Source organism: Ruegeria sp. SAZD011 (assembly GCF_059612545.1).
Map to the genome: position 1 here is coordinate 59,232 of NZ_JBXWQU010000031.1, position 21,575 is coordinate 80,806.

The 21,575-nt window shown below is 64.9% G+C and carries 25 protein-coding genes; 13 read left to right on the forward strand and 12 right to left on the reverse strand.

Annotated features, from left to right (window positions below; genetic code table 11):
* Positions 1 to 6 precede the first annotated feature (6 nt).
* Both AC2FLM_RS16315 and AC2FLM_RS16320 read right to left on the reverse strand, forming a co-directional pair.
* Positions 7 to 450 (reverse strand): tellurite resistance TerB family protein, encoded by a 444-nt coding sequence (locus AC2FLM_RS16315; RefSeq protein WP_234144818.1) that lies wholly within the window; start codon positions 448 to 450, stop codon positions 7 to 9.
* Positions 451 to 492: 42 nt separating this feature from the next.
* Positions 493 to 786 (reverse strand): DUF1330 domain-containing protein, encoded by a 294-nt coding sequence (locus AC2FLM_RS16320; RefSeq protein ID WP_234144819.1) that lies wholly within the window; start codon positions 784 to 786, stop codon positions 493 to 495.
* 96 nt (positions 787 to 882) lie between these two features.
* Between AC2FLM_RS16320 and AC2FLM_RS16325 the strand changes: the two genes are divergently transcribed.
* The gene (locus tag AC2FLM_RS16325; RefSeq protein WP_496859156.1) at positions 883 to 1,923 is read left to right on the forward strand and encodes a dipeptidase; all 1,041 of its coding nucleotides are present in this window, start codon (positions 883 to 885) and stop codon (positions 1,921 to 1,923) included.
* Positions 1,924 to 2,115: 192 nt separating this feature from the next.
* Here the strand turns inward: AC2FLM_RS16325 and pyrG are convergent, their stop codons facing one another.
* Both pyrG and secG read right to left on the reverse strand, forming a co-directional pair.
* On the reverse strand, positions 2,116 to 3,759 hold the full coding sequence (pyrG, locus tag AC2FLM_RS16330; protein ID WP_234137791.1) for a CTP synthase: 1,644 nt from the start codon (positions 3,757 to 3,759) through the stop codon (positions 2,116 to 2,118).
* A 162-nt stretch (positions 3,760 to 3,921) separates the two neighbouring features.
* Positions 3,922 to 4,287: a preprotein translocase subunit SecG gene (secG, locus tag AC2FLM_RS16335; RefSeq protein WP_234184119.1), complete on the reverse strand. Its 366-nt coding sequence runs from the start codon at positions 4,285 to 4,287 to the stop codon at positions 3,922 to 3,924.
* A gap of 150 nt (positions 4,288 to 4,437) precedes the next feature.
* Here secG and nthA point away from each other — a divergent pair, with 150 nt between their 5' ends.
* Genes nthA through AC2FLM_RS16350 form a run of 3 tightly spaced genes read left to right on the forward strand, consistent with a single transcriptional unit; the run spans position 4,438 to position 6,052 of the window.
* Positions 4,438 to 5,052, forward strand: a complete 615-nt coding sequence (gene nthA, locus AC2FLM_RS16340; RefSeq protein WP_496859157.1) for a nitrile hydratase subunit alpha — start codon at positions 4,438 to 4,440, stop codon at positions 5,050 to 5,052.
* Positions 5,049 to 5,723: a nitrile hydratase subunit beta gene (gene nthB / locus AC2FLM_RS16345; protein WP_234219062.1), complete on the forward strand. Its 675-nt coding sequence runs from the start codon at positions 5,049 to 5,051 to the stop codon at positions 5,721 to 5,723. The genes nthA and nthB overlap by 4 nt, the downstream gene beginning before the upstream one ends.
* Positions 5,720 to 6,052, forward strand: a complete 333-nt coding sequence (locus AC2FLM_RS16350) for a nitrile hydratase accessory protein (RefSeq protein ID WP_496859158.1) — start codon at positions 5,720 to 5,722, stop codon at positions 6,050 to 6,052. The genes nthB and AC2FLM_RS16350 overlap by 4 nt, the downstream gene beginning before the upstream one ends.
* Here the strand turns inward: AC2FLM_RS16350 and AC2FLM_RS16355 are convergent, their stop codons facing one another.
* Both AC2FLM_RS16355 and AC2FLM_RS16360 read right to left on the reverse strand, forming a co-directional pair.
* Positions 6,053 to 6,286 (reverse strand): DUF2842 domain-containing protein, encoded by a 234-nt coding sequence (locus tag AC2FLM_RS16355; RefSeq protein WP_234144825.1) that lies wholly within the window; start codon positions 6,284 to 6,286, stop codon positions 6,053 to 6,055. It abuts the gene before it with no gap.
* Positions 6,286 to 7,581, reverse strand: coding sequence for an adenylosuccinate synthase (locus tag AC2FLM_RS16360; protein ID WP_496859159.1), 1,296 nt, complete (start codon positions 7,579 to 7,581; stop codon positions 6,286 to 6,288). The genes AC2FLM_RS16355 and AC2FLM_RS16360 overlap by 1 nt, the downstream gene beginning before the upstream one ends.
* 16 nt (positions 7,582 to 7,597) lie before the next feature.
* On the opposite strand from AC2FLM_RS16360, the gene AC2FLM_RS16365 reads away from it, so the two are divergent.
* Positions 7,598 to 8,131, forward strand: a complete 534-nt coding sequence (locus AC2FLM_RS16365) for a DUF6524 family protein (protein WP_496827934.1) — start codon at positions 7,598 to 7,600, stop codon at positions 8,129 to 8,131.
* Between the two features lie 73 nt (positions 8,132 to 8,204).
* On the opposite strand, the gene AC2FLM_RS16370 is transcribed toward AC2FLM_RS16365, so the two are convergent.
* Positions 8,205 to 10,274 carry a chemotaxis protein CheA gene (locus AC2FLM_RS16370; RefSeq protein WP_496859160.1) on the reverse strand — a complete coding sequence of 690 codons (2,070 nt, stop codon included), beginning with the start codon at positions 10,272 to 10,274 and terminating at the stop codon, positions 8,205 to 8,207.
* Positions 10,275 to 10,413: 139 nt separating this feature from the next.
* Here AC2FLM_RS16370 and AC2FLM_RS16375 point away from each other — a divergent pair, with 139 nt between their 5' ends.
* Positions 10,414 to 11,106: a thiamine diphosphokinase gene (locus AC2FLM_RS16375; protein ID WP_496859161.1), complete on the forward strand. Its 693-nt coding sequence runs from the start codon at positions 10,414 to 10,416 to the stop codon at positions 11,104 to 11,106.
* Here AC2FLM_RS16375 and AC2FLM_RS16380 read toward each other — a convergent pair.
* From AC2FLM_RS16380 to AC2FLM_RS16400, 5 genes are all read right to left on the reverse strand, one after another.
* Positions 11,051 to 11,965 carry a DMT family transporter gene (locus AC2FLM_RS16380; protein WP_234144829.1) on the reverse strand — a complete coding sequence of 305 codons (915 nt, stop codon included), beginning with the start codon at positions 11,963 to 11,965 and terminating at the stop codon, positions 11,051 to 11,053. The genes AC2FLM_RS16375 and AC2FLM_RS16380 overlap by 56 nt on opposite strands.
* 134 nt (positions 11,966 to 12,099) lie before the next feature.
* A complete protein-coding gene (locus AC2FLM_RS16385) occupies positions 12,100 to 13,473 on the reverse strand; it encodes an L-serine ammonia-lyase (protein ID WP_496859162.1) in 1,374 nt (457 codons plus the stop codon).
* A gap of 1 nt (position 13,474) precedes the next feature.
* The gene (locus AC2FLM_RS16390; RefSeq protein ID WP_496859163.1) at positions 13,475 to 14,176 is read right to left on the reverse strand and encodes a glutathione S-transferase family protein; all 702 of its coding nucleotides are present in this window, start codon (positions 14,174 to 14,176) and stop codon (positions 13,475 to 13,477) included.
* Between the two features lie 82 nt (positions 14,177 to 14,258).
* Entirely contained in the window at positions 14,259 to 15,035 is a 777-nt protein-coding gene (locus AC2FLM_RS16395) for a methyltransferase domain-containing protein (protein ID WP_496859164.1), read from the reverse strand.
* 88 nt (positions 15,036 to 15,123) lie between these two features.
* Positions 15,124 to 15,303, reverse strand: coding sequence for a hypothetical protein (locus tag AC2FLM_RS16400; protein ID WP_496859165.1), 180 nt, complete (start codon positions 15,301 to 15,303; stop codon positions 15,124 to 15,126).
* Here AC2FLM_RS16400 and AC2FLM_RS16405 point away from each other — a divergent pair.
* From AC2FLM_RS16405 to AC2FLM_RS16435, 7 genes are all read left to right on the forward strand, one after another.
* Entirely contained in the window at positions 15,302 to 15,538 is a 237-nt protein-coding gene (locus AC2FLM_RS16405; RefSeq protein WP_496859166.1) for a MarR family winged helix-turn-helix transcriptional regulator, read from the forward strand. The genes AC2FLM_RS16400 and AC2FLM_RS16405 overlap by 2 nt on opposite strands.
* A gap of 92 nt (positions 15,539 to 15,630) precedes the next feature.
* The gene (rpiA, locus tag AC2FLM_RS16410; protein WP_234219042.1) at positions 15,631 to 16,419 is read left to right on the forward strand and encodes a ribose-5-phosphate isomerase RpiA; all 789 of its coding nucleotides are present in this window, start codon (positions 15,631 to 15,633) and stop codon (positions 16,417 to 16,419) included.
* A 141-nt stretch (positions 16,420 to 16,560) separates the two neighbouring features.
* Positions 16,561 to 17,919, forward strand: coding sequence for a glutathione-disulfide reductase (gor, locus tag AC2FLM_RS16415; protein WP_496859167.1), 1,359 nt, complete (start codon positions 16,561 to 16,563; stop codon positions 17,917 to 17,919).
* Positions 17,920 to 17,993: 74 nt separating this feature from the next.
* Complete coding sequence (gene hflK / locus AC2FLM_RS16420) at positions 17,994 to 19,145, forward strand: FtsH protease activity modulator HflK (protein WP_234219038.1); 1,152 nt, start codon at positions 17,994 to 17,996, stop codon at positions 19,143 to 19,145.
* Positions 19,145 to 20,020, forward strand: a complete 876-nt coding sequence (hflC, locus tag AC2FLM_RS16425; protein ID WP_496859168.1) for a protease modulator HflC — start codon at positions 19,145 to 19,147, stop codon at positions 20,018 to 20,020. Before hflK ends, hflC begins: the two co-directional genes overlap by 1 nt.
* Before the next feature lie 131 nt (positions 20,021 to 20,151).
* Positions 20,152 to 21,381, forward strand: a complete 1,230-nt coding sequence (locus AC2FLM_RS16430; RefSeq protein ID WP_496859169.1) for a hypothetical protein — start codon at positions 20,152 to 20,154, stop codon at positions 21,379 to 21,381.
* Entirely contained in the window at positions 21,378 to 21,575 is a 198-nt protein-coding gene (locus AC2FLM_RS16435; protein WP_234184094.1) for a DUF2065 domain-containing protein, read from the forward strand. The genes AC2FLM_RS16430 and AC2FLM_RS16435 overlap by 4 nt, the downstream gene beginning before the upstream one ends.

The window sequence follows — 21,575 nt, forward strand, 5'->3', positions numbered from 1 at the left end:
ACGGACCTAGCCCGCGCGCGCCAGTATGCGGTCGCGGGCGCCGTCGCTGTCCTTGCGGCTGAGACCCATGGCAATCCGTGCCTCTTCGACGATCTTCAGCTCACCCTCGCGTTGCAGGCCATCGGCCAGCACCACTTCCCAAAGCGCATCCAGCGCGGCAAGCCGCTCTTCGAGGCCCGTGGTCTCGCGGATCAGCTTGCCGAAGGTATCGGTGTCGGGCGCGGCGGCGTGCAGCTTTTCGCAGGTTGCGCGCACCTTGGCCGCCTCTATGGCGTTGTGACCATAGAGCCGGGCCAGGATCCGGTCGATCAGGCTGATCTCCTCGACCTGGTATTCGCGGTCCGCCTTGGCCACGCGCACCAGAAGCGCACCCAGCGCAAGCTCGGCATCGGGGTCGGGCAGCGGCGATGGAGAAGGCGGGCGAAAGGCCTGAAGGAACTTTTTCAGCATGGGCGCAATCTATCCCATATGTTGCGTCTGGCCAAGCGTGTTCTACCCGTCATAGCCTTGGATGATAACCAGATCGCCGGTCGAGACCGGGTCACGCAGGGCCTTGGCCGCCTGATAGCCGGGACTGTCGTAACAGGCCAGCGCCGCCTCATAGCTGGGAAACTCGATCACCACGGTGCGCGCGCGGGCCTGGCCCTCGCGCGTCTCGCGCCCGCCACCACGGACCAGGAACCGGGCGCCATATTCGGCAAAGGGCGCCGCGTTGGCCGCGATATAACTCTTGTAGATCTCCATGTCGTCCACATCCACATGGGCGACCCAGTATCCTTTGGGCATGATTGTCTCCTCGTCGTTCAGGCCGCAGGGTGGCCCGCAACGCGCGGCGATGCAATCCCGCTTGTGCAGGCGCGGAAATCGGGCAAACTTGCTGGCATGATTGTCTTCGATGGCCATAACGATGTCTTGACCGAGCTCGCCCGCGCCGGCGGCAGGGCTGCCGCGGGTGGGTTCCTGACCGGGCTGCCGGGGCAACTCGACCTGCCGCGCGCCCGGGCTGGCGGGTTTGGTGGCGGTTTCTTCGCGCTTTGGGCGCGCTCTGACGGTGCCACGGATTTCAGCGCGCTGGGCCCGGAATACGATCTGCCTCTGCCCGAACCGGTGCCCGAACCGCAGGCCTGGGAGATGATCCGGGCCCAGGCCGACACGCTGGTGGCGCTGGAAGAGGCAGGCGCGCTGCGGATCTGTACCAGCACTGGCCAGATCGCGCGGGCTCGGGACGAGGGGCTGTTGGCCGCAATCCTGCATCTGGAAGGGGCCGAGGGAATCGGCTCCGATTTCTATGAACTCGAGGAGCTATACGCGCTGGGTCTGCGCTCGCTCGGGCCGGTCTGGAGCCGGCCCAACGCCTTTGGTCACGGTGTGCCGTTCTGCTATCCTTCCGGCCCCGATATCGGGCCGGGCCTGACCGAGCGCGGCCGCGCCCTGATCGCGCGCTGCGCCGAGATGCGGATCCTGGTCGATCTCAGCCACCTGAACCTGGCCGGCTTCCGTGACGTGGCGGCGATATCGACGCGCCCGCTGGTGGCGACCCATTCCAACGCCCATGCACGGGTACCGCATGCGCGCAACCTGACCGATGAACAACTGCGGATCATGGCCGAGAGCGGAGGCCTGGCGGGGGTGAATTTCGAATCCACCTTCCTGCGCCCTGATGGGCGCCCAGACGATGACATACCCGCAGCGTGGCTGATGGCGCAATTCGACCACTTGCTGGGCAGGCTGGGCGAGGAGGGCGTGGCAATCGGCTCGGATTACGATGGCTGCACGCCGCCTGGCTGGCTCAATTCGGTCGACAAGTTGCCGGCCCTGATCGAGGCAATGGAGCGGCACGGCTATCCCGCCGCCCGGATCGAGCGCATCTGCTGGAGCAACTGGATGCGGGTTCTGACCGAAACCTGGGGCGAGGCCGCCTGACTGTTCACAAAATGAGCGCCTGCGGCGCGCCCGTCTGTTTTCGCGCCTGCGGCGCGGCATGCGAGGCGCTGCCTCGCGCTCCGGAGTATTTCGAACCAGAAAGAAGCAGGATTGCACCCTGTACTTTCCTCTTGCTGAAAATATCCCGGGGGAGGCGCCGAAGGCGACGGGGGCAGAGCCCCCATCTTTCGCTTAGACCAGGCGCGAGCTTTCCTTGGCGGCGCGCACGAAATCGGCAAAGAGCGGATGTGGCGCAAAGGGTTTCGATTTCAGCTCGGGGTGATACTGAACCCCGATGAACCAGGGGTGGTCCGCCCATTCCACGATCTCGGGCAGGCGCCCGTCGGGCGACATGCCGGAGAAGCGCAGCCCCGCCTTTTCCAGCTTGTCGCGGTACTTGATATCCACCTCGTAGCGGTGGCGGTGGCGTTCCTCGATGTTGCAGGTGCCATAGACCTCGGCCACTTTCGAGCCTTCGGCCAGCACCGCGTCATAGGCGCCGAGCCGCATGGTGCCGCCCTTGTCGTCGTCGACCTTGCGGCTGACCTTGTAGTTGCCCTGCACCCATTCCTTGAGGTGATAGACTACCGGCTCGAACCGTTTGGCGCCGGCCTCGTGGTCGAACTCTTCGGATCCGGCGCTGGCCATGCCCGCGACGTTACGCGCCGCCTCGATAACCGCCATTTGCATGCCGAGGCAGATGCCCAGATAGGGCACCTGGTGTTCGCGGGCATATTGCGCCGCCTTGATCTTGCCCTCGGTGCCGCGTTCGCCAAAACCGCCGGGGACCAGGATCGCGTGGAAGCCTTCGAGATAGGGCGCGGGATCCTCGCGGTCGAAGATCTCGGCATCGACCCATTCGATCCGGACCTTCACGCGGTTGGCCATGCCGCCATGGGTCAGCGCCTCGGCGATGGATTTATAGGCGTCTTCCAGCTGGGTGTACTTGCCGACGATGGCGACCTTGACCTCGCCTTCGGGGTTGTGGATGCGGTCGCTGACGTCTTCCCATTTCGTCAGGTCGGGTTTGGGCGCCGGGCTGATCTGGAACGCGTCCAGCACCGCCTGATCAAGCCCTTCGGCGTGGTAGGCCAACGGCGCGTCGTAGATGGTCGAGAGATCCTGCGCGGCGATCACCGCCTCGGGGCGGACGTTGCAGAAGAGCGCCAGTTTCTCGCGTTCCTTCTGCGGGATCGGGCCTTCGGAGCGGCAGACGAGGATATCGGGCGCGATACCGATCGAGCGCAGTTCCTTGACCGAGTGCTGGGTGGGCTTGGTTTTGAGCTCGCCGGACGCCTTTATATAGGGCAGCAGCGTCAAGTGCATGAAGATGCACTGGCCGCGCGGCTTGTCCTGGGAAAACTGGCGGATCGCCTCGAAGAAGGGCAGGCCCTCGATATCGCCGACGGTACCGCCGATCTCGCAGAGCATGAAATCGACCTCGTCCTCGCCGATCGAGATGAAATCCTTGATCTCGTTGGTGACGTGGGGAATGACCTGGATGGTCTTGCCGAGGTAATCACCGCGGCGTTCCTTCTCCAGCACGTTGGAATAGATCCGGCCAGAGCTGACCGAGTCCGTCTTGCGCGCCGCCACACCGGTGAAGCGTTCGTAGTGGCCGAGATCCAGGTCGGTCTCGGCACCGTCATCGGTGACGAAGACCTCGCCATGTTCAAAGGGCGACATGGTGCCCGGATCGACGTTCAGATAGGGGTCGAGCTTGCGCAGGCGGACGGAAAATCCGCGCGCTTGCAGCAATGCGCCCAATGCGGCCGAGGCCAGACCCTTGCCAAGCGAAGAAACGACACCGCCGGTGATGAAGATGAAACGCGCCATGAGTGTTCGGCTGCCCCCGTGAGAAGTCATAATTCAGCTGCCCGGCGGTTTCGGAAAAACCGCAGCATCACGGGACTTCACGTATAAAGGATTCGCGCCAATTGCGCAAGAGAACCGCAAGATGCTGTTGCGGCCCTCACCAGGAGTGCAAACTGTTGTAGATCAGTCGGCCTTCGGCACCAGGGGTGCATTGTCGCCCGCACTAGGCGGCAACAGGTCGCTGCCTGCCGGAACGCTGGGTGTCGCCGGTTCGGATGCCGCGGGCGCGGGAACGCCAAGCCGATCGATGACAGATGTGCCTGCCGCCTTTTGCGCTGCGATCACGGTCAGGGTGATCGAGGTCACGATGAACGCGATGGCCAGAACCCAGGTCACCTTGCTGAGAGCGGTTGCCGCCGCCCGGCCGGTCATCACGCCGCCGCCGCCACCACCCATGCCCAGGCCGCCACCTTCGGACCGCTGCATCAGGACGACGGCGATCAGGCCCAGAGCCAGGAGAAGGTGAATGATGAGGACGACGTTTTCCATGGTATTCCTGCGGCCGGTGGCGTGTACCGCGTGGTATCTATGCAAGTTTGCCCGCAGGGGCAAGTCGCGAGTTTGGATCACCTGCGGTTAAGCGGACGATCACATCAAAGAGGCTGGACAGGGATGGGGCGGCGCGGCAGTCTTTGCGCCATGCCACATGACCATCACGACCACCCGCATTCGCTTCTTCCTCCGGACCCCGCGCTGCGCGTCAAGGCGTTGGAGACGATCCTGACCCGCAAGGGGCTGATCGATCCGGCCGCGCTGGACGAGATCATCGACACCTATCAGAATCGCATCGGCCCGCAGAACGGGGCGCGCGTGGTGGCGCGGGCCTGGGCCGATCCGGCGTTCAAGGCGGCGCTGTTGACCGATGCGATGCCCCTGTTGGCCGATCTGGGGTATTACGGTCGGCAGGGTGAGCACATGGTGGTGGTCGAGAATACGCCCGATACCCATAACATGGTCGTCTGTACCCTGTGCAGCTGCTACCCGTGGCCTTTGCTTGGCATTCCGCCGGGCTGGTACAAATCCGACGCCTATCGCGCGCGCGCGGTGCGCGAGCCGCGCAAGGTGCTGGCCGAGTTCGGGGTGAGCTTGCCCGAGGGGACCGCCGTGCGTGTCTGGGATTCGACAGCCGAGATCCGCTATCTGGTGCTGCCGATGCGGCCCGAGGGGAGCGAGGGACTGGACGAGGAGGCGCTGGCGGCGCTGGTGACGCGCGACAGCATGATCGGCACCGGCCTGGCGCGGGTGCCGGCATGACGCGAGTGCATGACATGGGCGGGCGGTTTGGCGATGGTGCCATCACGCCCGAGGCCGATGGCATCCCGCAACTTGGCGACTGGCAGGCAAGGGCGCTGGCGCTGACACTGGCGACCGGGTCGCTGGGACAGTGGAACATCGACGTCTCGCGCCATGCGCGCGAGCGGCTGTCACCGGCGGATTATGGCCGCTTCAGCTATTTCGAGAAATGGATCGCGGCGCTGGCCGATCTGCTGGTCGAGACCGGAGTGCTGACCGAGGAAGACCTGCGTGGAGACGGCGCATCAGGGGTTCACCCGCTGGCCGAACGCGCAATGAAGGCCGAAGCAGTCGCGGGCGTGCTGGCGCGCGGCGGTCCGGCGGACCGCCCGTCGAATGTTGCGGCGCGGTTCGAGGTGGGGCAGATGGTTCGCACCCTGCGCCCGGCGGCGAACCGGCTGGTCGATGGCGGCCATACGCGGCTTCCCGCCTATGCGGCGGGTGCGCGCGGGCGGATCGTGCTGAAACACGGCAGCCATGTGCTGCCCGACAGCAATGCGCACCGGCTGGGCGAGGCGCCCGAGCCGCTTTATGCGGTGGCCTTTCCGGCCTCGGAGCTGTGGGCCGATCCCGAAGCGCCTGGGGACGAGGTGGTGCTGGATCTCTGGCAGAGCTATCTGGAGCCGGCATGAGCGACTGCCCCGATATCGCTGCCCCCGAGCCGGTCTTTGCCGAGCCCTGGCATGCGCAGGTCTTTGCCCTGACGGTGCATCTGAACGAGGCGGGGCGGTTCACCTGGGCCGAGTGGGTGGACCGGTTCTCGGCCACGCTCAAACGCCACGGGCTGTCGCGCGACCTGGACGGAGGCGAGGATTATTTCAATGCCTGGCTGGAAACGCTGGAGGCTCTGCTGGGCGAGTCGGGCGAGGCCGCCCCAGAGGAACGCGCCGAAATGCGCGCGGCCTGGGAGCTTGCCTATCTGACAACGCCGCATGGCCAGCCGGTGCGGTTGGCCGAGTGATCAGCCCTTGTCGTCGGGGTCGGCCTGACCGACCCCGCGAAACACGGCCTTGAACGGCAGGATCCAGAGGATCCCGAGACCCACGAAAATCACCAGTTCGACCAGCACCGGCAACCCGTCGAACCGGGCGCGCAGCCAATCCGTCAGGGTGACCGCCACCACGATATATAGCGGCAGCGCCACCAGCAGGACGACCAGCGACCAGCGGCGGCGGGCCTTGTGCGACAGCGCCATCAGTCGGCGAACGGGTCGGTCACCAGGATGGTGTCCTCCCGCTCCGGGCTGGTCGAGAGCATGGCGACCGGGCAGTCGATCAGTTCCTCGACACGGCGGACATATTTGATCGCATTGGCGGGCAGGTCGGCCCAGCTGCGCGCGCCCTCGGTCGATTCCGACCAGCCGGGCATTTCCTCATAGATGGGCGTGCAGCGCGCCTGTTGGTCGGCGGCGGTGGGCAGATAATCGAGCCGGGCGCCGTCGAGGTCGTAGCCGACGCAGATTTTCAGCGTCTCGAACCCGTCGAGCACGTCAAGCTTGGTCAGCGCGATGCCGTTGATGCCGCTGGTGGCGCAGGTCTGGCGCAACAGCGCCGCGTCGAACCAGCCGCAGCGCCGCTTGCGCCCGGTGGTGGTGCCGAATTCATGGCCGCGCGTGCCAAGCCGTTCGCCATCGGCGTCGTGCAGTTCGGTGGGGAAGGGGCCTTCGCCGACGCGGGTGGTATAGGCCTTGACGATGCCCAGAACGAAGTCGATCGAGTTCGGGCCGATGCCCACCCCGGTGGCCGATTGACCCGCAATTACGTTCGACGAGGTGACAAAGGGGTAAGTGCCAAAGTCGATATCCAGAAGCGCGCCCTGGGCGCCCTCGAACAGGATGCGCTTGCCGGCCTTGCGTTTCTCGTTGAGCACTTTCCAGACCGGTGCGGCAAAGGGCAGGATGCGCGGCGCGATCTCTTTCAGCTGCGCGATCAGCGCGTCGCGATCGACCGGCTCGACACCCAGCCCCTTGCGCAGGGGATTGTGGTGCTGCAATGCGCGGTCGACACGGGCAACCAGCGTGGCCTCGTCTGCCAGATCGGCAACGCGGATTGCACGGCGGCCTACCTTGTCCTCATAAGCCGGGCCGATGCCGCGGCCGGTGGTGCCGATCTTGGTGCCCTTGCTGGCAGCATCCTCGCGCGCGCGGTCCAACTCGCCATGCAGCGGCAGGATCAGCGGCGTGTTCTCGGCGATCATCAGCGTTTCGGGGGTGATCTCGACACCCTGCGCCTGTACCGTCTCGATCTCGCCCATCAGGTGCCAGGGGTCCAGCACCACGCCATTGCCGATCACGCTCAGCTTGCCGCCGCGCACCACGCCCGAGGGCAGCGCGTGCAGCTTGTAGACCTTGCCGTCGATCACCAGCGTATGACCGGCGTTATGGCCACCCTGAAAGCGCGCGATCACATCGGCGCGCTCGCTGAGCCAATCCACGATCTTGCCCTTACCCTCGTCGCCCCATTGGGCGCCGACAACGACGACATTGGCCATGATAGGTCCTTTGCTGGTGTTACAAACCCGCGCCCATATATCGGTGCGCGCGCGGCAGGGAAACCGCAATTTCGACGCATGTGATCTGAATCACTGGACAGATTCACCTATTTGGGTGATTCTCGTGCGCAAAAAAGAACAGGCGGTTCGGGACATGGGCATTTTCCTGCGATGGATGTTCGCCTTCGGTTTGTTGGCATTGACCTACAATCCGACGGAAATAAATTTTGTCCGGTGGGCATACTGGAACTATCAGACCCATCTGTCGGTCGCCGTGTTCATGGGGCTGTTGCTGACGATTGGCTATATCATCTATCTGCGGGCCACCCTGCGTTCGATCGGGCCGTTCGGGATGGCTTTGGTGCTGTCGGTGATCGCCTCGCTGCTCTGGGTCCTGTTTGATTTCGGTCTGCTGCATCTGGACAATACCACGGTGAATGTCTGGCTGGGCATCTTTGCCCTGTCGGTGGTGCTGGGCGTCGGGCTGAGCTGGAGCCACGTCCGGCGGCACCTGGCCGGTCAATCCGATGTCGATGATGTCGACGAATGATCCGTACCCTTGAAAGTGCAAAACGGCGCCGCGATGACCGGGCGCCGTTTTGCATTCATGGGTCTTGTATGGGTTAGCCGGCGGCGCGTTTGTCCGGTCGGAACCCGATCTGCCCCGAGGCGGTGAACTGACCGCTGGCGGTTTTCTTCAGCTTGCCCTCGCGCAAGAGTTGACCGAACGAGCGCAGCCCGTCCTCGCGGTTGAATTCCTGATCGTCGAGCTGGCGCACCTTGTTCATCAGCTGCGGGCGCGAGAACTGGTCGCGACCCTCGACAAAGGACAGGTACGAGGCCGCGGCCTCCAGCAATTCGTGCAGGCCGCTGGCACCGGTCTCGGCGACAAAATCGGCAAAGCTGCCCTCGGCGGCCTTGGCCGGGGCCTCTTCGGCGACCAGGCTGGCCACGCGACGCGGACGCACCGGACCGCTGCCCAACGAGCGCTTGGTATCGATGCGTTGTTCAGCCACCAGTTTCAGCGGCGCCGGACGCTCCTCGGTCCGGGCGCGCGGTGTGCTGCTGCTGGCGACGGGGCGGCGCGGACGCACGACCTCGGACAGGTCCGTGCGGTATTCGTCCTCGCTGGAATGGCTGCCCAAGGTGCCGCCAGCCGACCGCTCGGCGCGGGTCGCGGCAACTGCCGCTCGCATCTGCGAATAGGTCTCGCGGGTGGTGGACAGATCCGGGTCTTCGAGTTTCTCGTCGGCGGCGGCAAGCAGTCGCGAAATGTCGTCGTCGCCGCCGGCTGGAGCGGCCGCGGCCGTTTCCGGGCCACCCTCGAACGTATCGACGTCATCGTCATCGACATCGCTTGTGGCGTCGGCCTCGGCAAAAAGCGATCCATCCACATCCGAGGTATCTTCGTCATCGTCATCGTCATCGTCATCGTCGTCGAGGCTGAGCAGGTCGATGTCGTCGTCGTCGTCCTCCACATCCACATCCGTGCGGGCGGTGTCGCCGCCGCGTTCGGCCAGGTATTCCGCCTCTACAGCGGCAAGCTCGCGCAGCAGATCATCTTCATCCTCGGGCGAGAGCGAGCCGGTTGCGCGGGCATCGACCTCTGCCGTTTCGGCCTCGAACTCGGTGCGCTTGATCTTGCTGACACGGACGGCCACGCGCGGGGGGCTCACGGTTTCGGGCTGTGCTGCCTCTTCGGCTGTGGCGTCGGCAATCGCCTCTTCGCGCGCTTCCTCGGCGTCGGCGGTTTCCGTTACGAAACGCGCCGCGAGCCCGCTGTCGATCTGGTCGATCGGATTGGCGTCCTCGTCGATCGTGTCGAGTTCGGCGACGTTTTCGGCATGTTCGTCTTCGGTATAGCGCGCGTCAGCCTGGCTGGCCTGTTCGTTACGCGACACCACGGCACGGATGCGTTGCAGCTTGGCCGCGATGGAATCGGGTGCGACCGGCGCTTCGGGGGCGTCCTCGACCACCTCGGCCATGGGCAGGATGTCGAGTTCGTCCTCATCCTCGATCTGCGCTTCAACCGCGTCCTCGGGCAGGTCGTCGAATTGCGCGGCGATGCTGGCGAGCAGGGCTTCGCTGTCGGCATCGTCCTCGACCACCGCGTCTGCCACTTCGGCTTCCGCAGGCGCTTCGGCGATTTCGGGCGCCTCGGACACCGGCAACTCGGGTGCCTCGTCGTCTGATGCCTCGACAATCGGCGCGTCATCAGCGGGTGCGGGCTGGTCCTCGGCGACTTCCGGCGAATCCTCCGGGGCCAGCGCGGGGGGCTCCTCTGCTTCAACCGGTGCCTCGGCGACCGGTTCGGCGGTCGCCGGCGCCGCATCGGCGGCGGGGATATCGGAAACAGGTGCTTCGGCGACCGGTCCTGCGGTTTGGGCGTCGTCGCTCACCGCTTCCGCAATCGCGGGCTCTGCTGCCAGCGCGGCGGGCGCAGCGGCGCGCAGCACGATGCCCTTGTCGTCACGCCGCGCTTCGACCTGGCGGGCGATCTCGCGTTCGGCGATACGGGCCAGCATGTCGGCATCGGGCTGTGGCGGTTCGGCCCCGAAATACCGGTCATCGGCGGCAAGGTCCCGAAAGTACTCGGCAATGGCCTTCATCGTGTCAAAGGAATCCTCGAACCCCTCAAGGGTGCAGGAAAACGTCCCATAGGAGACGGTCAAGACCTTGTTGTTCTGTACCATGGGATGCTCGTCCTCTACATAGTTGTGCCTAAGCGGTTACCATCCCTTGGGCGTCAATTTCGGCCCGATTCTGTGCAAATGAGCGTATCATTTTGTGACTACAATATGTCCTGTTTCCAGAGAGAGCGACAATCCCGCCATGAAAACCGCGATTGTTGAGGCGTCGGAACCAGTAACCCTGATTGGCGGCGGTGAGGTCGGCTCAGGAGACCTGGAACTGGCGCTGGAGCGCGCCAGTACGCTGGTCGCCGCCGATAGTGGCGCGCTGGTGGCGCTGGCGCAAGGGCGGATGCCCGATGCGGTGATCGGGGACATGGACAGCCTGCCGGCATTGCACCGCGTCCGCATCCCTGACGAGCGGCTTCATTCGATTTCCGAGCAGGACAGCACCGATTTCGACAAGGCCCTGCGCCATATCGCGGCGCCGCTGGTATTGGGAGTCGGGTTTCTGGGCGCGCGTGTGGATCACCAACTGGCCACGTTCAATGCGCTGGTGCGGCACGTCGATCGTCCTTGTCTGCTGATCGGCGCGGTCGAGGTGATCTTTCACCTGCCGCCCCGGCTGGAGTTGGATCTGGTACCGGGCGAAGTCGTGTCACTGTTTCCGCTGGCGCCGGTGACGGCGCGGTCCGAGGGTCTGTTCTGGCCGCTCGACGGCCTCGGGATGGCGCCCGACGGGCAGATCGGGACCTCGAACCGGGCGACCGGGCCGGTGGTGATCGAGGCAGATGGGCCGGGGTTGCTGGCGATGGTGCCGCGCGGGGCGCTGGACGGGATTATCCGCTGGTTCCTGTCGCCGAACTGCGGGCGCTGGCCTGCTCGCGCAGGATGACGTACAGGCCCGCGGCCATGGTGATCAGGATGCCGAGTGCGGCCAGCCCGTTTGGCAGGTCGCGGAAGATCAGCCAGCCGATGGCTGTGGCGACCGGGATTTCCAGATACTGCATCGGGGCCAGCGTGGCCGAGGGCGCATAGCGCAGCGACCAGGTCATCAACAGATGCGCCGCGGTGCCCAGCACGCCGATGGCCAGAAGCAGCCAGAGTGTTGTGCCCGAGGGGGCGACGAATGTCAGCGCCTCGACCCCCGTGGCATGTCCGACCATCAGCACCGGGGCGAGGACTACGCTGGCCATGACACCGGACACTGCCTGAAGCGCGATCGGGTCGGTATCCTTGGCCAGTTGCCGGGTGACCAGCATGAAGAGAGCAAAGACCACCGCGACCAGCAGCGGCAGCAGGGCTGGTGGGCCGACCTCGGCAAAGCTGGGCTGGATCACCAGAAGCGTGCCGATGAACCCCACGATACAGGCGCCAAGGCGGCGCGGGCCGACTTCTTCGCCTAGAACGTATTTACCTAATAGCAGCATGATGAACGGCATCACGAAAGCGATTGCGATGGCGTCGGCCAATGGCAGATAGCGCAAGGCGGTGAACATCGCCCAGATGCCCACGATATGCAGTGCGGTGCGCAGGGCGGTCAGGCGCAAGAGCCGCCCGTGCAATTGCCAGGGGCGCCTGGTGACCTGGACCAGCGGGATGAGAATGATCGCCTGAAGGCCGAAGCGCACCAGCAAGAGCTGCATGGTGGGCATGGTGCCGCCCAACAGTTTGGCCAGCGCATCGCCCATCGGGGCGAGCACACAGAAACCGAGCATCAGGAAGATGCCGAGCAGGGGACGGTCGGCGGTCATTGCGCCACGCTAGTTTCCCGCATGAGGCGATACAAGCGGCGAAAAAGTGAGCAAGCCGGAATTTTGCAAAAATTCCGGTACAGAAAATCGCAGATTTTCTGGGCCATTTTCTGTGTCAGAAAATGGCGCCCGCCTCAGCAGTTCGGAACATTGACCGCGAGCCCGCCCAGCGAGGTCTCCTTGTATTTCTCGTGCATGTCGGCACCGGTCTGGCGCATGGTCTCGATCACCGCATCCAGCGGTACGAAATGCTTGCCGTCGCCGCGCAAGGCCAGCGAAGCTGCCGAGACCGCCTTGATCGCGGCCAGACCGTTGCGTTCGATACAGGGCACCTGAACCAGACCCTTGACCGGATCGCAGGTCATGCCGAGGTGATGTTCCAGCGCGATCTCGGCCGCGTTTTCCACCTGTTCGGGCGTGCCGCCCATCACCGCGCAGAGGCCTGCCGCCGCCATGGCGGCGGCGCTGCCGACCTCGGCCTGACATCCCGCTTCGGCGCCCGAGATCGAGGCGTTGTACTTGACCAGCCCGCCGATGGCGGCGGCGGTCAGCAGGAAATCCTCGACATGGCTGGGGGCGGCACCCGGCACGTGGTCGAGGTAGTAGCGCAGCACCGCGGGCAGAGTGCCCGCCGCACCGTTGGTGGGGGCGGTCACAACCTGGCCGCCAGCGGCGTTTTCCTCGTTCACCGCCATGGCATAGACGCTCATCCAGTCGTTGATCGTATGCGGCGCGTTCAGGTTCATGCCGCGCTCGGCCACCAGCGCGTCATGGATCCCCTTGGCGCGACGGCGCACATTGAGGCCCCCGGGCAGGATGCCATCGGTGGCCAGTCCGCGTTCGATACAGTTGTTCATCACTTCCCAGAGCCGCGCAGTGCCCCTGGCGAATGAGACCTCGCAGCCACGCGCGATTTCGTTGGCCCGTTTCATCTGGGCGATGGACTTGCCCGAGGCGGCGGCCATCTCCAGCATCTCGGCTGCGGATTTGAACGGATAGGGCACCGGCGGGCCGTCATTGCTGTCCTTGCCCTGGGCCAGCTCATCTTCGGTCAGGACAAAGCCGCCACCGACGGAATAGAACACCTGCCGCAGGATCACGTCGCCCTGTGCGTCGGTGGCCATCAGGATCATGCCGTTGGCATGGCCCGGAAGGGTGTGGTCATAGTCGAAGACAAGGTCGCGCTTGGGGTCGAAGGCCAGCTCCGGCAGCCCTTCGGGCGTTACCGTATGGGTGGCGTGGATCGCGGCCAGCGCTTCCTCTGCCTTGTCGTTGTCATAGCTGTCGGGGACAAAGCCCGCGAGGCCGAGGATGGTGGCGCGGTCGGTGGCATGGCCAACGCCGGTAAAGGCCAGCGAGCCATGCAGCGAGCCCTTGACCCCATGAAACTCGAAGGGTGAGGCGCGCATCATGTCGAGGAAACGCGCGGCGGCCACCATCGGCCCCATTGTGTGCGACGAGGACGGGCCGATGCCCACTTTGAACATGTCGAAGACGGAGAGGAACATATCAGGTAGCCGAACCTTCTGGCGGGTTTGCGTGATGAGGGGCGGTGAACGGGGTGTCGCCCAGCCCCTCGGCCACTTGAGCGGCACGGGTGGCGGGGCGGGTTTCCAGCGCTGCGAGGATGCGGTGCAGATGCGGCGTGTCGGTGGCGGCGAACCAGGAGCGGTCGCTGTCCTGCGGATAGAGCACCAGCCAGCGCATCAGGCAGGCGAGATACCAGCTCAGGATGGACGGGGTGGCGGGCGACAGCCAGTCCGGCGCCCCTGCCGCCACGGCATCGAGCAGGGCCAGATGAGTGCGCAGGCGCGGGCGCAGGCCCGTGCGCAGCGTCTCGACCTGAGCCTCGGCGATGTATTTGTCGGGATAGAACAACATCCGCATATCCGCATGCAGCGTGTTCGAGGCGAAGAACAGCCATTTCAGGAAGGCGCCGCGCGCCGGATCGGCGGGGGCCGGGGCAAGTTGGCCATGCGTATCGGCAAGCCAGAGCAGGATGGCGGCGGTTTCAAAGATCGGACCCTGCGGGGTTTCCAGCACCGGGATCAGCCCGGCGGGGTTGAGCGCGCGATAGGCGGCGCTGTCCTGCGCCCGGTTGGTGCGGTCCACCAGCATGGTTTCATAGGGCAGACCCATATCCTCCAGCGCCAGCCGGATCACCAGCGAGGCGTTGTCGGGGGCGTAATGCAGGCGATAGGGCGCGGTCATGCCCCCGATATAAGATGCACGGGCGATTCTGCATTCACCGATTGCGACGTTTCCCATCGGAAACGCGTAAGCTTGCCGCGAGTCACGGTTTCTGCGCGTGACAGACGAAATGGGTCAGGGAAAAGAAGAACCGCCCCGCGCGTGCCAGCTCCTGCTGCTCCTGTGCCCAGGATCGCGCCTCGGGTTCGGGCATTGCGTCTATCTGGATGGCATAGGCGGTCATCAGGCGGATCATCATCGCGGCCAGCCCGTCGGGGCGCAGCTGTGTGTCGCAAAAGGCAAGCGGCGTCGTGCTGACCTTGCGAAACCCGACCTCGGCCAGCAGCGCAGGCAGCCGCGCGGGCACATCGCGGCAAGCGAGGTGGCGGTCCCAGATGCGGCACATCTCGGCCATGCGCTGGGGCTGGTCGCTGTGCCAGGTGAGCGTATCGAAATGCATGTCGCCGATCACCAGCCGGCCACCGGGCTTCAGGGCGCGAAAGAGTTCGGCCAGCGGTGGGCGCATGTCGTGGAAGTATTCGAACACTTGCAGCGAGACCGCGCCGTCGAGGCTGTTTTCATCGCAGGGGAGGGCCTCGGCGTGGCCCTCCAGGAAGGCGACATTGCCGCGATCCGCGCAGCGGGCGCGCGCGAGATCGAGCATGTCGGGGCTGGGATCAAGACCCAGCACATGACCGGTGTCGCCCACCGCGCGGGACAGGTCGAGTGTCAAGAGGCCGTTGCCACAGCCCAGATCCAGCAATCGATCTCCCGGCGATGGTGACAGCGCATCGAAACTGGCGCAGCGGCGGCGGGTGACATCGGCGCCCTGATAAGCATCCTCCAGAATGCGGGCGGTGTCTTCGTCGAATTGCAGCATGCGATTGCTCCTCCTGCCGCGACCATAGCACATTCAGCGAAGCGCCCCAAAAACGGCGGGGCCCGGCAGGGCCTTGCCCTGTTCGGAGTCACCCTGCGCGGCGGCGGCGCAAGGCCAGACCGGCGCGAAGGTTCAGCGTCAGCAGGGTGATGTTGGTGACCCCAGCCAGAAGTTCCAGCGCCTGCACGAAATAGAAGAGCGTATCGAACTGACCGGCATTGGCGCGGAGCGCGAGGAACACGGCGCTGGATGTGGAGCAGGCGACCATGGCCAATACGCTCAAGCGGATGGAGCGGGACGGGCTGATCCGGCGCTTGCCGTCCGAGGAGGATCGCCGCGCCCGGCTGATCCATCTGACCGACCGCGCCCACGCGATGGAGGCAGAGGCCAAGGCGGCGGCGGGGGCGCAGAATGCGCAGGCGCTGGCGGGTCTGGACGCGGCAGAGCGCGCGACATTCACCGCGCTGATGCGCCGGGTGATCGGCAATATGCAACGGGGCTGAGGGGCGGGTCTGGGGCTGACGGCCGGATTTGGTCTCGCAGTCGGGCGGGGCGTTGCGTATAACGCTGGCAATCATCGACAGGGGATACTGCCATGACCGGAGAACTCTCGCCCATCGACAAGGCGAAATTCGTTGCCGCCAAGCGGGCGGCGGATCTGGTCGAGGATGGTATGAGGGTCGGCCTCGGGACAGGGTCCACAGCCGCCTGGCTGGTGCGCTGCCTCGGCGAGATGGTGCGCAACGAAGGGTTGAAGATGCGCGGCGTTCCGACCTCGACCCGCACCGCGCAGCTGGCGCGAGAGGTGGGGATCGAGATCATCACGCTGGACGAGGCGCGCTGGCTGGATATCACCATCGACGGGGCCGACGAATTCGATGGCGACCTGAACCTGATCAAGGGCGGTGGCGGCGCGCTGCTCCACGAAAAGATCGTGGCGACAGCCTCGGACCAGATGGTGGTGATTGCCGATGTCGGCAAGGAAGTGGGCCGTCTGGGCGCCTTTCCCCTGCCTGTCGAGGTGATCCCCTTTGGCTGGCAGACCACCCAGGCGCTGTTGGAGGAGACGCTGATCTCGATGGACGTGCTGGGGCGGACGGCGACCTTGCGGATGAACGGCGACACACCGTTTGTCACCGACGAGGGCAACCATATCCTGGACCTGCACCTGCAACGGATCGGCAATGCCCGTCAGGTGGCGCTGGTGCTGAACCAGATCCCCGGCGTGGTGGAAAATGGCCTGTTCATCGACATTTGTGACACGGTCGTGGTGGGCCATGGTGACGGGCGGGTGGAAATCCGCGACATCAACCAGGGCACGGTGGAACATGACCGGCTGGATTTTGTCGAAAGCGACAACCTTTTTACCGATCTGGCGGATTGAGCGGGCGCTCACGCGGGTGTGATCGACGTTGTTTTCGGCAGGGTCGGCCATATGTGAACAACTCATGCAGGGCCTGCGGGCCGGCACAGGATCAAAAGGCTGCCGCCCGGCTGGGCAGCGGCGGGACTACGAGGCGAACAGATGAATTTTGACTACGACCTTTTTGTCATCGGCGGCGGTTCGGGCGGCGTGCGCGCGGCGCGCGTTGCGGCGGGCGAGACCGGGGCCAAGGTGGCACTGGCCGAAGAGGACCGCTATGGCGGCACCTGCGTGATCCGGGGCTGCGTGCCGAAAAAGCTGATGGTGTTCGCCAGCGAATATGCCGGCATGGTCGAGGACGCGCAGGCCTATGGCTGGGACATCCAGCCGGGCGCGTTCGACTGGGACGTGTTTCGCACCAAGCTGTACAAAGAGCTGGACCGGCTGGAAGGCGTCTATCGCAACATCCTCAAGAACAACGGGGTCGAGACCTTCGACACCCGCGCGCGGCTGGTCGATGCCCATACGGTCGAACTGTCCGACGGCACCCGCAAGAGCGCGAAACATATCCTGATCGCCACCGGCGGCCGTCCGGTCAAGCCCGAGATCAAGGGCGCCGAGCTGGGCATCACCTCGAACGAGATTTTCCATCTGGAGAAGCTGCCCGAGCGGATGCTGATCGTGGGCGGTGGTTACATCGCCTGTGAATTTGCGGGCATCATGAACGGCATGGGGGTCGAGGTGACCCAGTATTATCGTGGCGCCCAGATCCTGCGCGGCTTCGATGACGAGGCGCGCGGGCTGGTCAGCGAGGAGATGTGCCAGAACGGCATCAAGCTGCATCTGGGCACAAATGTGCTGGAGATGGAACGCGAGGGAGACCGGATCCGGGTCAAGGCCACCAACGGCGACGAAGAGCTGTTCGACCAGGTGATGTTCGCCACCGGCCGGGTGCCCAATGCCGACGATCTGGGGCTTGAGGGGCTGGGCGTCGAGTTCGGCCGCAAGGGTCAGATCGTGGTGGATGACTACAGCCAGACGGCGGTGCCCTCGATCTATGCCATCGGGGACGTGACCGACCGGGTCAACCTGACGCCGGTTGCGATCCGCGAGGGCATGGCCTTTGTCGACACCGTGTTCCGGGGCAAGCCGACCCCGGTCGATCACGAGTTGATCCCGACCGCGATCTTTACCCAACCCGAGATGGGCACCGTGGGGCTGAGCGAAGAAGACGCCGCGGCGCAGGAGCCGGTCGAGATCTATGCGACCTCGTTCAAGCCGATGCAGACCGCCTTTGCCGGGCGCAGCCAGCGGGTGCTGATGAAACTGATCGTATCCAAGGCCACGCGCAAGGTATTGGGCTGCCATATCGTGGCGCCGGGGGCGGGCGAAATGATCCAGCTGGCCGGGATCGCGGTCAAGATGGGCGCCACCAAGGAGGACTTCGACCGGACGGTTGCGGTTCACCCGGTAATGGCCGAAGAACTGGTCACCCTGCGGCAACCGGTCCGCAGTGCTTGATTTACGGAGCGAAATGCTCAGGTTAAGGAACAGGTCGGTCACGGCCGTGTGAACAACAAGGAGACGGAAACCAGATGGCGGGCAACTCAGGTGGCCCCTGGGGGGGCGGAGGCTCTTCCGGTGGCGGCGGAAACAGGGGAAACAATGGCGGTCAGAAGCCGCCCGAAGGTGATGGCCCGCAGATCCCCGAGATCGACGAATTGGTCAAGAAGGGCCAGGAACAGCTGCGTGTCCTGATGGGCGGGCGCGGCGGAACCGGCAACCGGGGCGGCGGCAACGGTCGCGGCACCGGCGGTGGCGGTGGCCCGGCCTTTACCCGCGGCACGCTGGGTCTGGGCGTTGTGGTTGCGCTTGGTCTCTGGGGCATGGCCAGCTTCTACACAGTCAAACCCGAAGAACAGTCGGTGGAACTGTTTCTGGGCGAGTTTTCCGGCATCGGCACCGAGGGTCTGAACTTTGCGCCCTGGCCGCTGGTCACCGCCGAGGTGATCCCGGTCAAGGTCGAACAGACCGAGACCATCGGCTCGGGCGGGCGCGGCAGCGATGCCGGTCTGATGCTGACTGGCGACGAGAACATCGTCGATATCGACTTCCAGGTGGTGTGGAACATCACCGATCCGGCCAATTTCCTGTTCAACCTGCGCGACCCGCGCCAGACCATCCAGGCGGTGTCGGAATCGGCCATGCGCGAGATCATCGCGCAGTCGGAACTGGCGCCGATCCTCAACCGTGACCGTGCGGTCATCGCCGAGCGGCTCGAAGAGCTGATCCAGCTGACGCTGGACAGTTATAACTCGGGCATCAACATCGTCCGGGTCAACTTTGACGGGGCCGACCCGCCAGAGCCGGTCAAGGATGCCTTCCGCGAGGTGCAGTCGGCGGGTCAGGAACGCGACCGGCTGGAAAAGCAGGCCGATGCCTATGCCAACACGGTTCTGGCCGGTGCGCGCGGTGAAGCGGCGCAGGTGCTGGAAGAGGCCGAAGGCTATCGCGCCCGCGTGGTCAACGAGGCCCAGGGTGAGGCCAGCCGCTTCTCGGCGGTGCTCGAAGAATATTCCAAGGCGCCCGACGTGACCCGCAAACGTCTCTATCTGGAGCGGATGGAGCAGGTGCTGGGCGATATCGACAAGGTGATCCTGGACAGTGACGGGGCGGGCAGCCAGGGCGTGGTGCCCTATCTGCCGCTCAACGAGCTGCGCAAATCCGGCGACAAGGAGAACAATTGATGCGGAAATCGACCTTTCTCCTGCCCATCGTCGTGGTGCTGGTCGCGCTGGGCTTGTCGTCGCTGTTCATCGTGGACGAGCGTGAAAAGGCGCTGGTGCTGCAATTCGGCCGGGTGATCGACGTCAAGGAAGAGCCGGGACTGGCCTTCAAGATCCCGCTGATCCAGGAAGTGGTGCGCTATGACGACCGCATCCTGAGCCGCGAAGTCGGCCCGCTGGAAGTCACCCCGCTGGATGACCGCCGACTGGTGGTCGACGCCTTTGCCCGCTATCGCATCACCGATGTGCGGCAGTTCCGTCAGGCGGTGGGTGCCGGTGGTATCGCAACCGCCGAAACGCGTCTGGACTCGATCCTGCGCGCCAAGACGCGCGAGATCCTGGGTTCGGTCAGCTCGAACGACATCCTCAGCTCCGACCGTGCCGCGCTGATGCTGCGCATCCGCAACGGTGCCATCTTCGAGGCCCGCGATCTGGGGCTTGAGGTGATCGACGTGCGCCTGAAACGCACCGACCTGCCCGAGGCCAACCTGAACGCCACCTTTGCCCGGATGCGGGCCGAGCGCGAACGCGAAGCCGCCGACGAGGTGGCGCGCGGTAACGAGGCGGCACAGCGGATCCGGGCGCAGGCCGATCGGACCGTGGTCGAGCTGGTCTCTGAGGCGCGCCGCGAGGCCGAAATCGTCCGCGGTGAGGCCGATGCCCAGCGGAACGGCATCTTTGCCGAAGCCTATGGCAAGGACCCGGAGTTCTTCGAATTCTACCGTTCGCTCTCGGCCTATGAAAAGGCGCTGCAAGGGGGAAACAGCTCGATGGTGATGAGCCCGGATTCCGAGTTCTTCAATTATCTGAAATCGCCCTCGGGCAGGTCCGAGTAAGCCACGCGGCATCGACGGATACCGAAAGGGCCGGCCTCTGTGCCGGCCCTTTTCACGTTCTCCCCACAGTTGTCTTGATCCGTGGCCATGAATGCCGTCAAATGCGGCAAGACCGGAACTCGGGAACTGAAATGCGATTGATTTATGCCTGTTTGACGGCCCTCGCTCTGGGCACTCCGGCGCTGTCAGAGCCTGCCATCGTGCTGGACGACACCGCTTATGACACCTACGGCAAGCGGGTCTCGGTCAGCAGCGTCGTGCGCCTGGCCACCATCACCGGCGATCGTGTCAGCATGAGCGCTACCCGCGCCTATCTGCCGGCGGGCAAGATCCTGTTGGTGGGGCGCGGCCCGCTCTGTCGCAAGCAGTCGCTCGACCTGTGGTGCTTTGCCGTCACCCAGGACGGGCTGCCCGTCTATGTGCGGGCCGACAGCAAGGGCTATTTCAAGGCCGATGGCTATGACGGGTTCATCGCCGTGGCGCAGCGTCCGGGGGCGGTGGAAACCACCGATGGCCGGGTGTTGGAATACAGCAGCTCCGAGCGGTATCAGCTGGTCGATCACAGCGAGGATACGGTGACGCTGGCCGTCGGCCCCGAGAACCGCAAGCCCGGTTTCGACGCCGCCACCACGGTCGAAATCCCGCGCGAGGACAGCGATTTCGTCTTTGTCGATACCGACGAGCTGCGCAACGACACCAGCTATGCGCCGATCCGGCCCCTGACACGCGGCGACGCGCTGGCCCGGCTGGCGCGGGATATTGCCGACCTTGACCTTGACGCGCAAAGTTTTCGCGAAGCGCGCGACTTCTTCGAACGTCTCCTGGTCGAGGAGAAGAATTGCAGCGACGAGATCACGCTGGAACAGACCGCCGGTGTGGAACTGGCGGCAGGCGTGGGCGGTCTGCTCTCGGCCATCGACGCCAAGCTTCAGATTACCGCGACCTATGCCAAGAGCACCAGCTATCCCAAGGGGATGCAGATGCGCGCGCTCCGCTATGTGCAGGACCTGCCCGAGGATGGTGCCCGTTATTTCGAAATCTGGGAGCGCCTGAGCCATGAGGACGAGAGCTGCAAGGGCGTCATCTCGGCCCGGCTGACCGGGGCAGACGATGCCGAACGTGGTGGCGAAAGTGGCGAGATAACCACGCAATCGGCCCGTGACATGGGGCTTGGGGTCAGTGAAAGCCGCAAGTTCCCGTCCTATTCCTGCGACCGCGAGTATTTCATCGCGCTCGATCATCTGACTTCGGCCGATGGGCGGCTGTCGCAGGCGGGAGCGGAGCTTTTGGTCACCTACGCGATGCGCTACCAGGGTGCGGGAGGCATCAAATCGTGCCGTGACCGGGGGGGCGACGGATGATCGGCCTGCTGGTGCTGGCGCTGGGGCTGGTGATGATCGCAGAGGGCGCGGTCTATGCGCTGGCGCCCGGCATGGTGGAAAGGCTGCTCGAGATGCTGCGCAGCCTGCCATTGGCGGCGCGGCGGCAGACCGGCCTGCTAAGCATGGTGTTTGGCCTGATTTTGGTCTGGGGTGCCTATCAGATCGGGTTTTGA

Excerpts from the sequence above, each read along its gene's own strand:
- AC2FLM_RS16315 (WP_234144818.1), bottom strand. The coding sequence starts at position 450 with ATGCTGAAAAAGTTCCTTCAGGCCTTTCGCCCGCCTTCTCCATCGCCG.
- AC2FLM_RS16320 (WP_234144819.1), bottom strand. The coding sequence starts at position 786 with ATGCCCAAAGGATACTGGGTCGCCCATGTGGATGTGGACGACATGGAG.
- AC2FLM_RS16325 (WP_496859156.1), top strand. The coding sequence starts at position 883 with ATGATTGTCTTCGATGGCCATAACGATGTCTTGACCGAGCTCGCCCGC.
- pyrG (WP_234137791.1), bottom strand. The coding sequence starts at position 3,759 with ATGGCGCGTTTCATCTTCATCACCGGCGGTGTCGTTTCTTCGCTTGGC.
- secG (WP_234184119.1), bottom strand. The coding sequence starts at position 4,287 with ATGGAAAACGTCGTCCTCATCATTCACCTTCTCCTGGCTCTGGGCCTG.
- nthA (WP_496859157.1), top strand. The coding sequence starts at position 4,438 with ATGCCACATGACCATCACGACCACCCGCATTCGCTTCTTCCTCCGGAC.
- nthB (WP_234219062.1), top strand. The coding sequence starts at position 5,049 with ATGACGCGAGTGCATGACATGGGCGGGCGGTTTGGCGATGGTGCCATC.
- AC2FLM_RS16350 (WP_496859158.1), top strand. The coding sequence starts at position 5,720 with ATGAGCGACTGCCCCGATATCGCTGCCCCCGAGCCGGTCTTTGCCGAG.
- AC2FLM_RS16355 (WP_234144825.1), bottom strand. The coding sequence starts at position 6,286 with ATGGCGCTGTCGCACAAGGCCCGCCGCCGCTGGTCGCTGGTCGTCCTG.
- AC2FLM_RS16360 (WP_496859159.1), bottom strand. The coding sequence starts at position 7,581 with ATGGCCAATGTCGTCGTTGTCGGCGCCCAATGGGGCGACGAGGGTAAG.
- AC2FLM_RS16370 (WP_496859160.1), bottom strand. The coding sequence starts at position 10,274 with ATGGTACAGAACAACAAGGTCTTGACCGTCTCCTATGGGACGTTTTCC.
- AC2FLM_RS16375 (WP_496859161.1), top strand. The coding sequence starts at position 10,414 with ATGAAAACCGCGATTGTTGAGGCGTCGGAACCAGTAACCCTGATTGGC.
- AC2FLM_RS16380 (WP_234144829.1), bottom strand. The coding sequence starts at position 11,965 with ATGACCGCCGACCGTCCCCTGCTCGGCATCTTCCTGATGCTCGGTTTC.
- AC2FLM_RS16385 (WP_496859162.1), bottom strand. The coding sequence starts at position 13,473 with ATGTTCCTCTCCGTCTTCGACATGTTCAAAGTGGGCATCGGCCCGTCC.
- AC2FLM_RS16390 (WP_496859163.1), bottom strand. The coding sequence starts at position 14,176 with ATGACCGCGCCCTATCGCCTGCATTACGCCCCCGACAACGCCTCGCTG.
- AC2FLM_RS16395 (WP_496859164.1), bottom strand. The coding sequence starts at position 15,035 with ATGCTGCAATTCGACGAAGACACCGCCCGCATTCTGGAGGATGCTTAT.
- AC2FLM_RS16405 (WP_496859166.1), top strand. The coding sequence starts at position 15,302 with ATGGCCAATACGCTCAAGCGGATGGAGCGGGACGGGCTGATCCGGCGC.
- AC2FLM_RS16400 (WP_496859165.1), bottom strand. The coding sequence starts at position 15,303 with ATGGTCGCCTGCTCCACATCCAGCGCCGTGTTCCTCGCGCTCCGCGCC.
- rpiA (WP_234219042.1), top strand. The coding sequence starts at position 15,631 with ATGACCGGAGAACTCTCGCCCATCGACAAGGCGAAATTCGTTGCCGCC.
- gor (WP_496859167.1), top strand. The coding sequence starts at position 16,561 with ATGAATTTTGACTACGACCTTTTTGTCATCGGCGGCGGTTCGGGCGGC.
- hflK (WP_234219038.1), top strand. The coding sequence starts at position 17,994 with ATGGCGGGCAACTCAGGTGGCCCCTGGGGGGGCGGAGGCTCTTCCGGT.
- hflC (WP_496859168.1), top strand. The coding sequence starts at position 19,145 with ATGCGGAAATCGACCTTTCTCCTGCCCATCGTCGTGGTGCTGGTCGCG.
- AC2FLM_RS16430 (WP_496859169.1), top strand. The coding sequence starts at position 20,152 with ATGCGATTGATTTATGCCTGTTTGACGGCCCTCGCTCTGGGCACTCCG.
- AC2FLM_RS16435 (WP_234184094.1), top strand. The coding sequence starts at position 21,378 with ATGATCGGCCTGCTGGTGCTGGCGCTGGGGCTGGTGATGATCGCAGAG.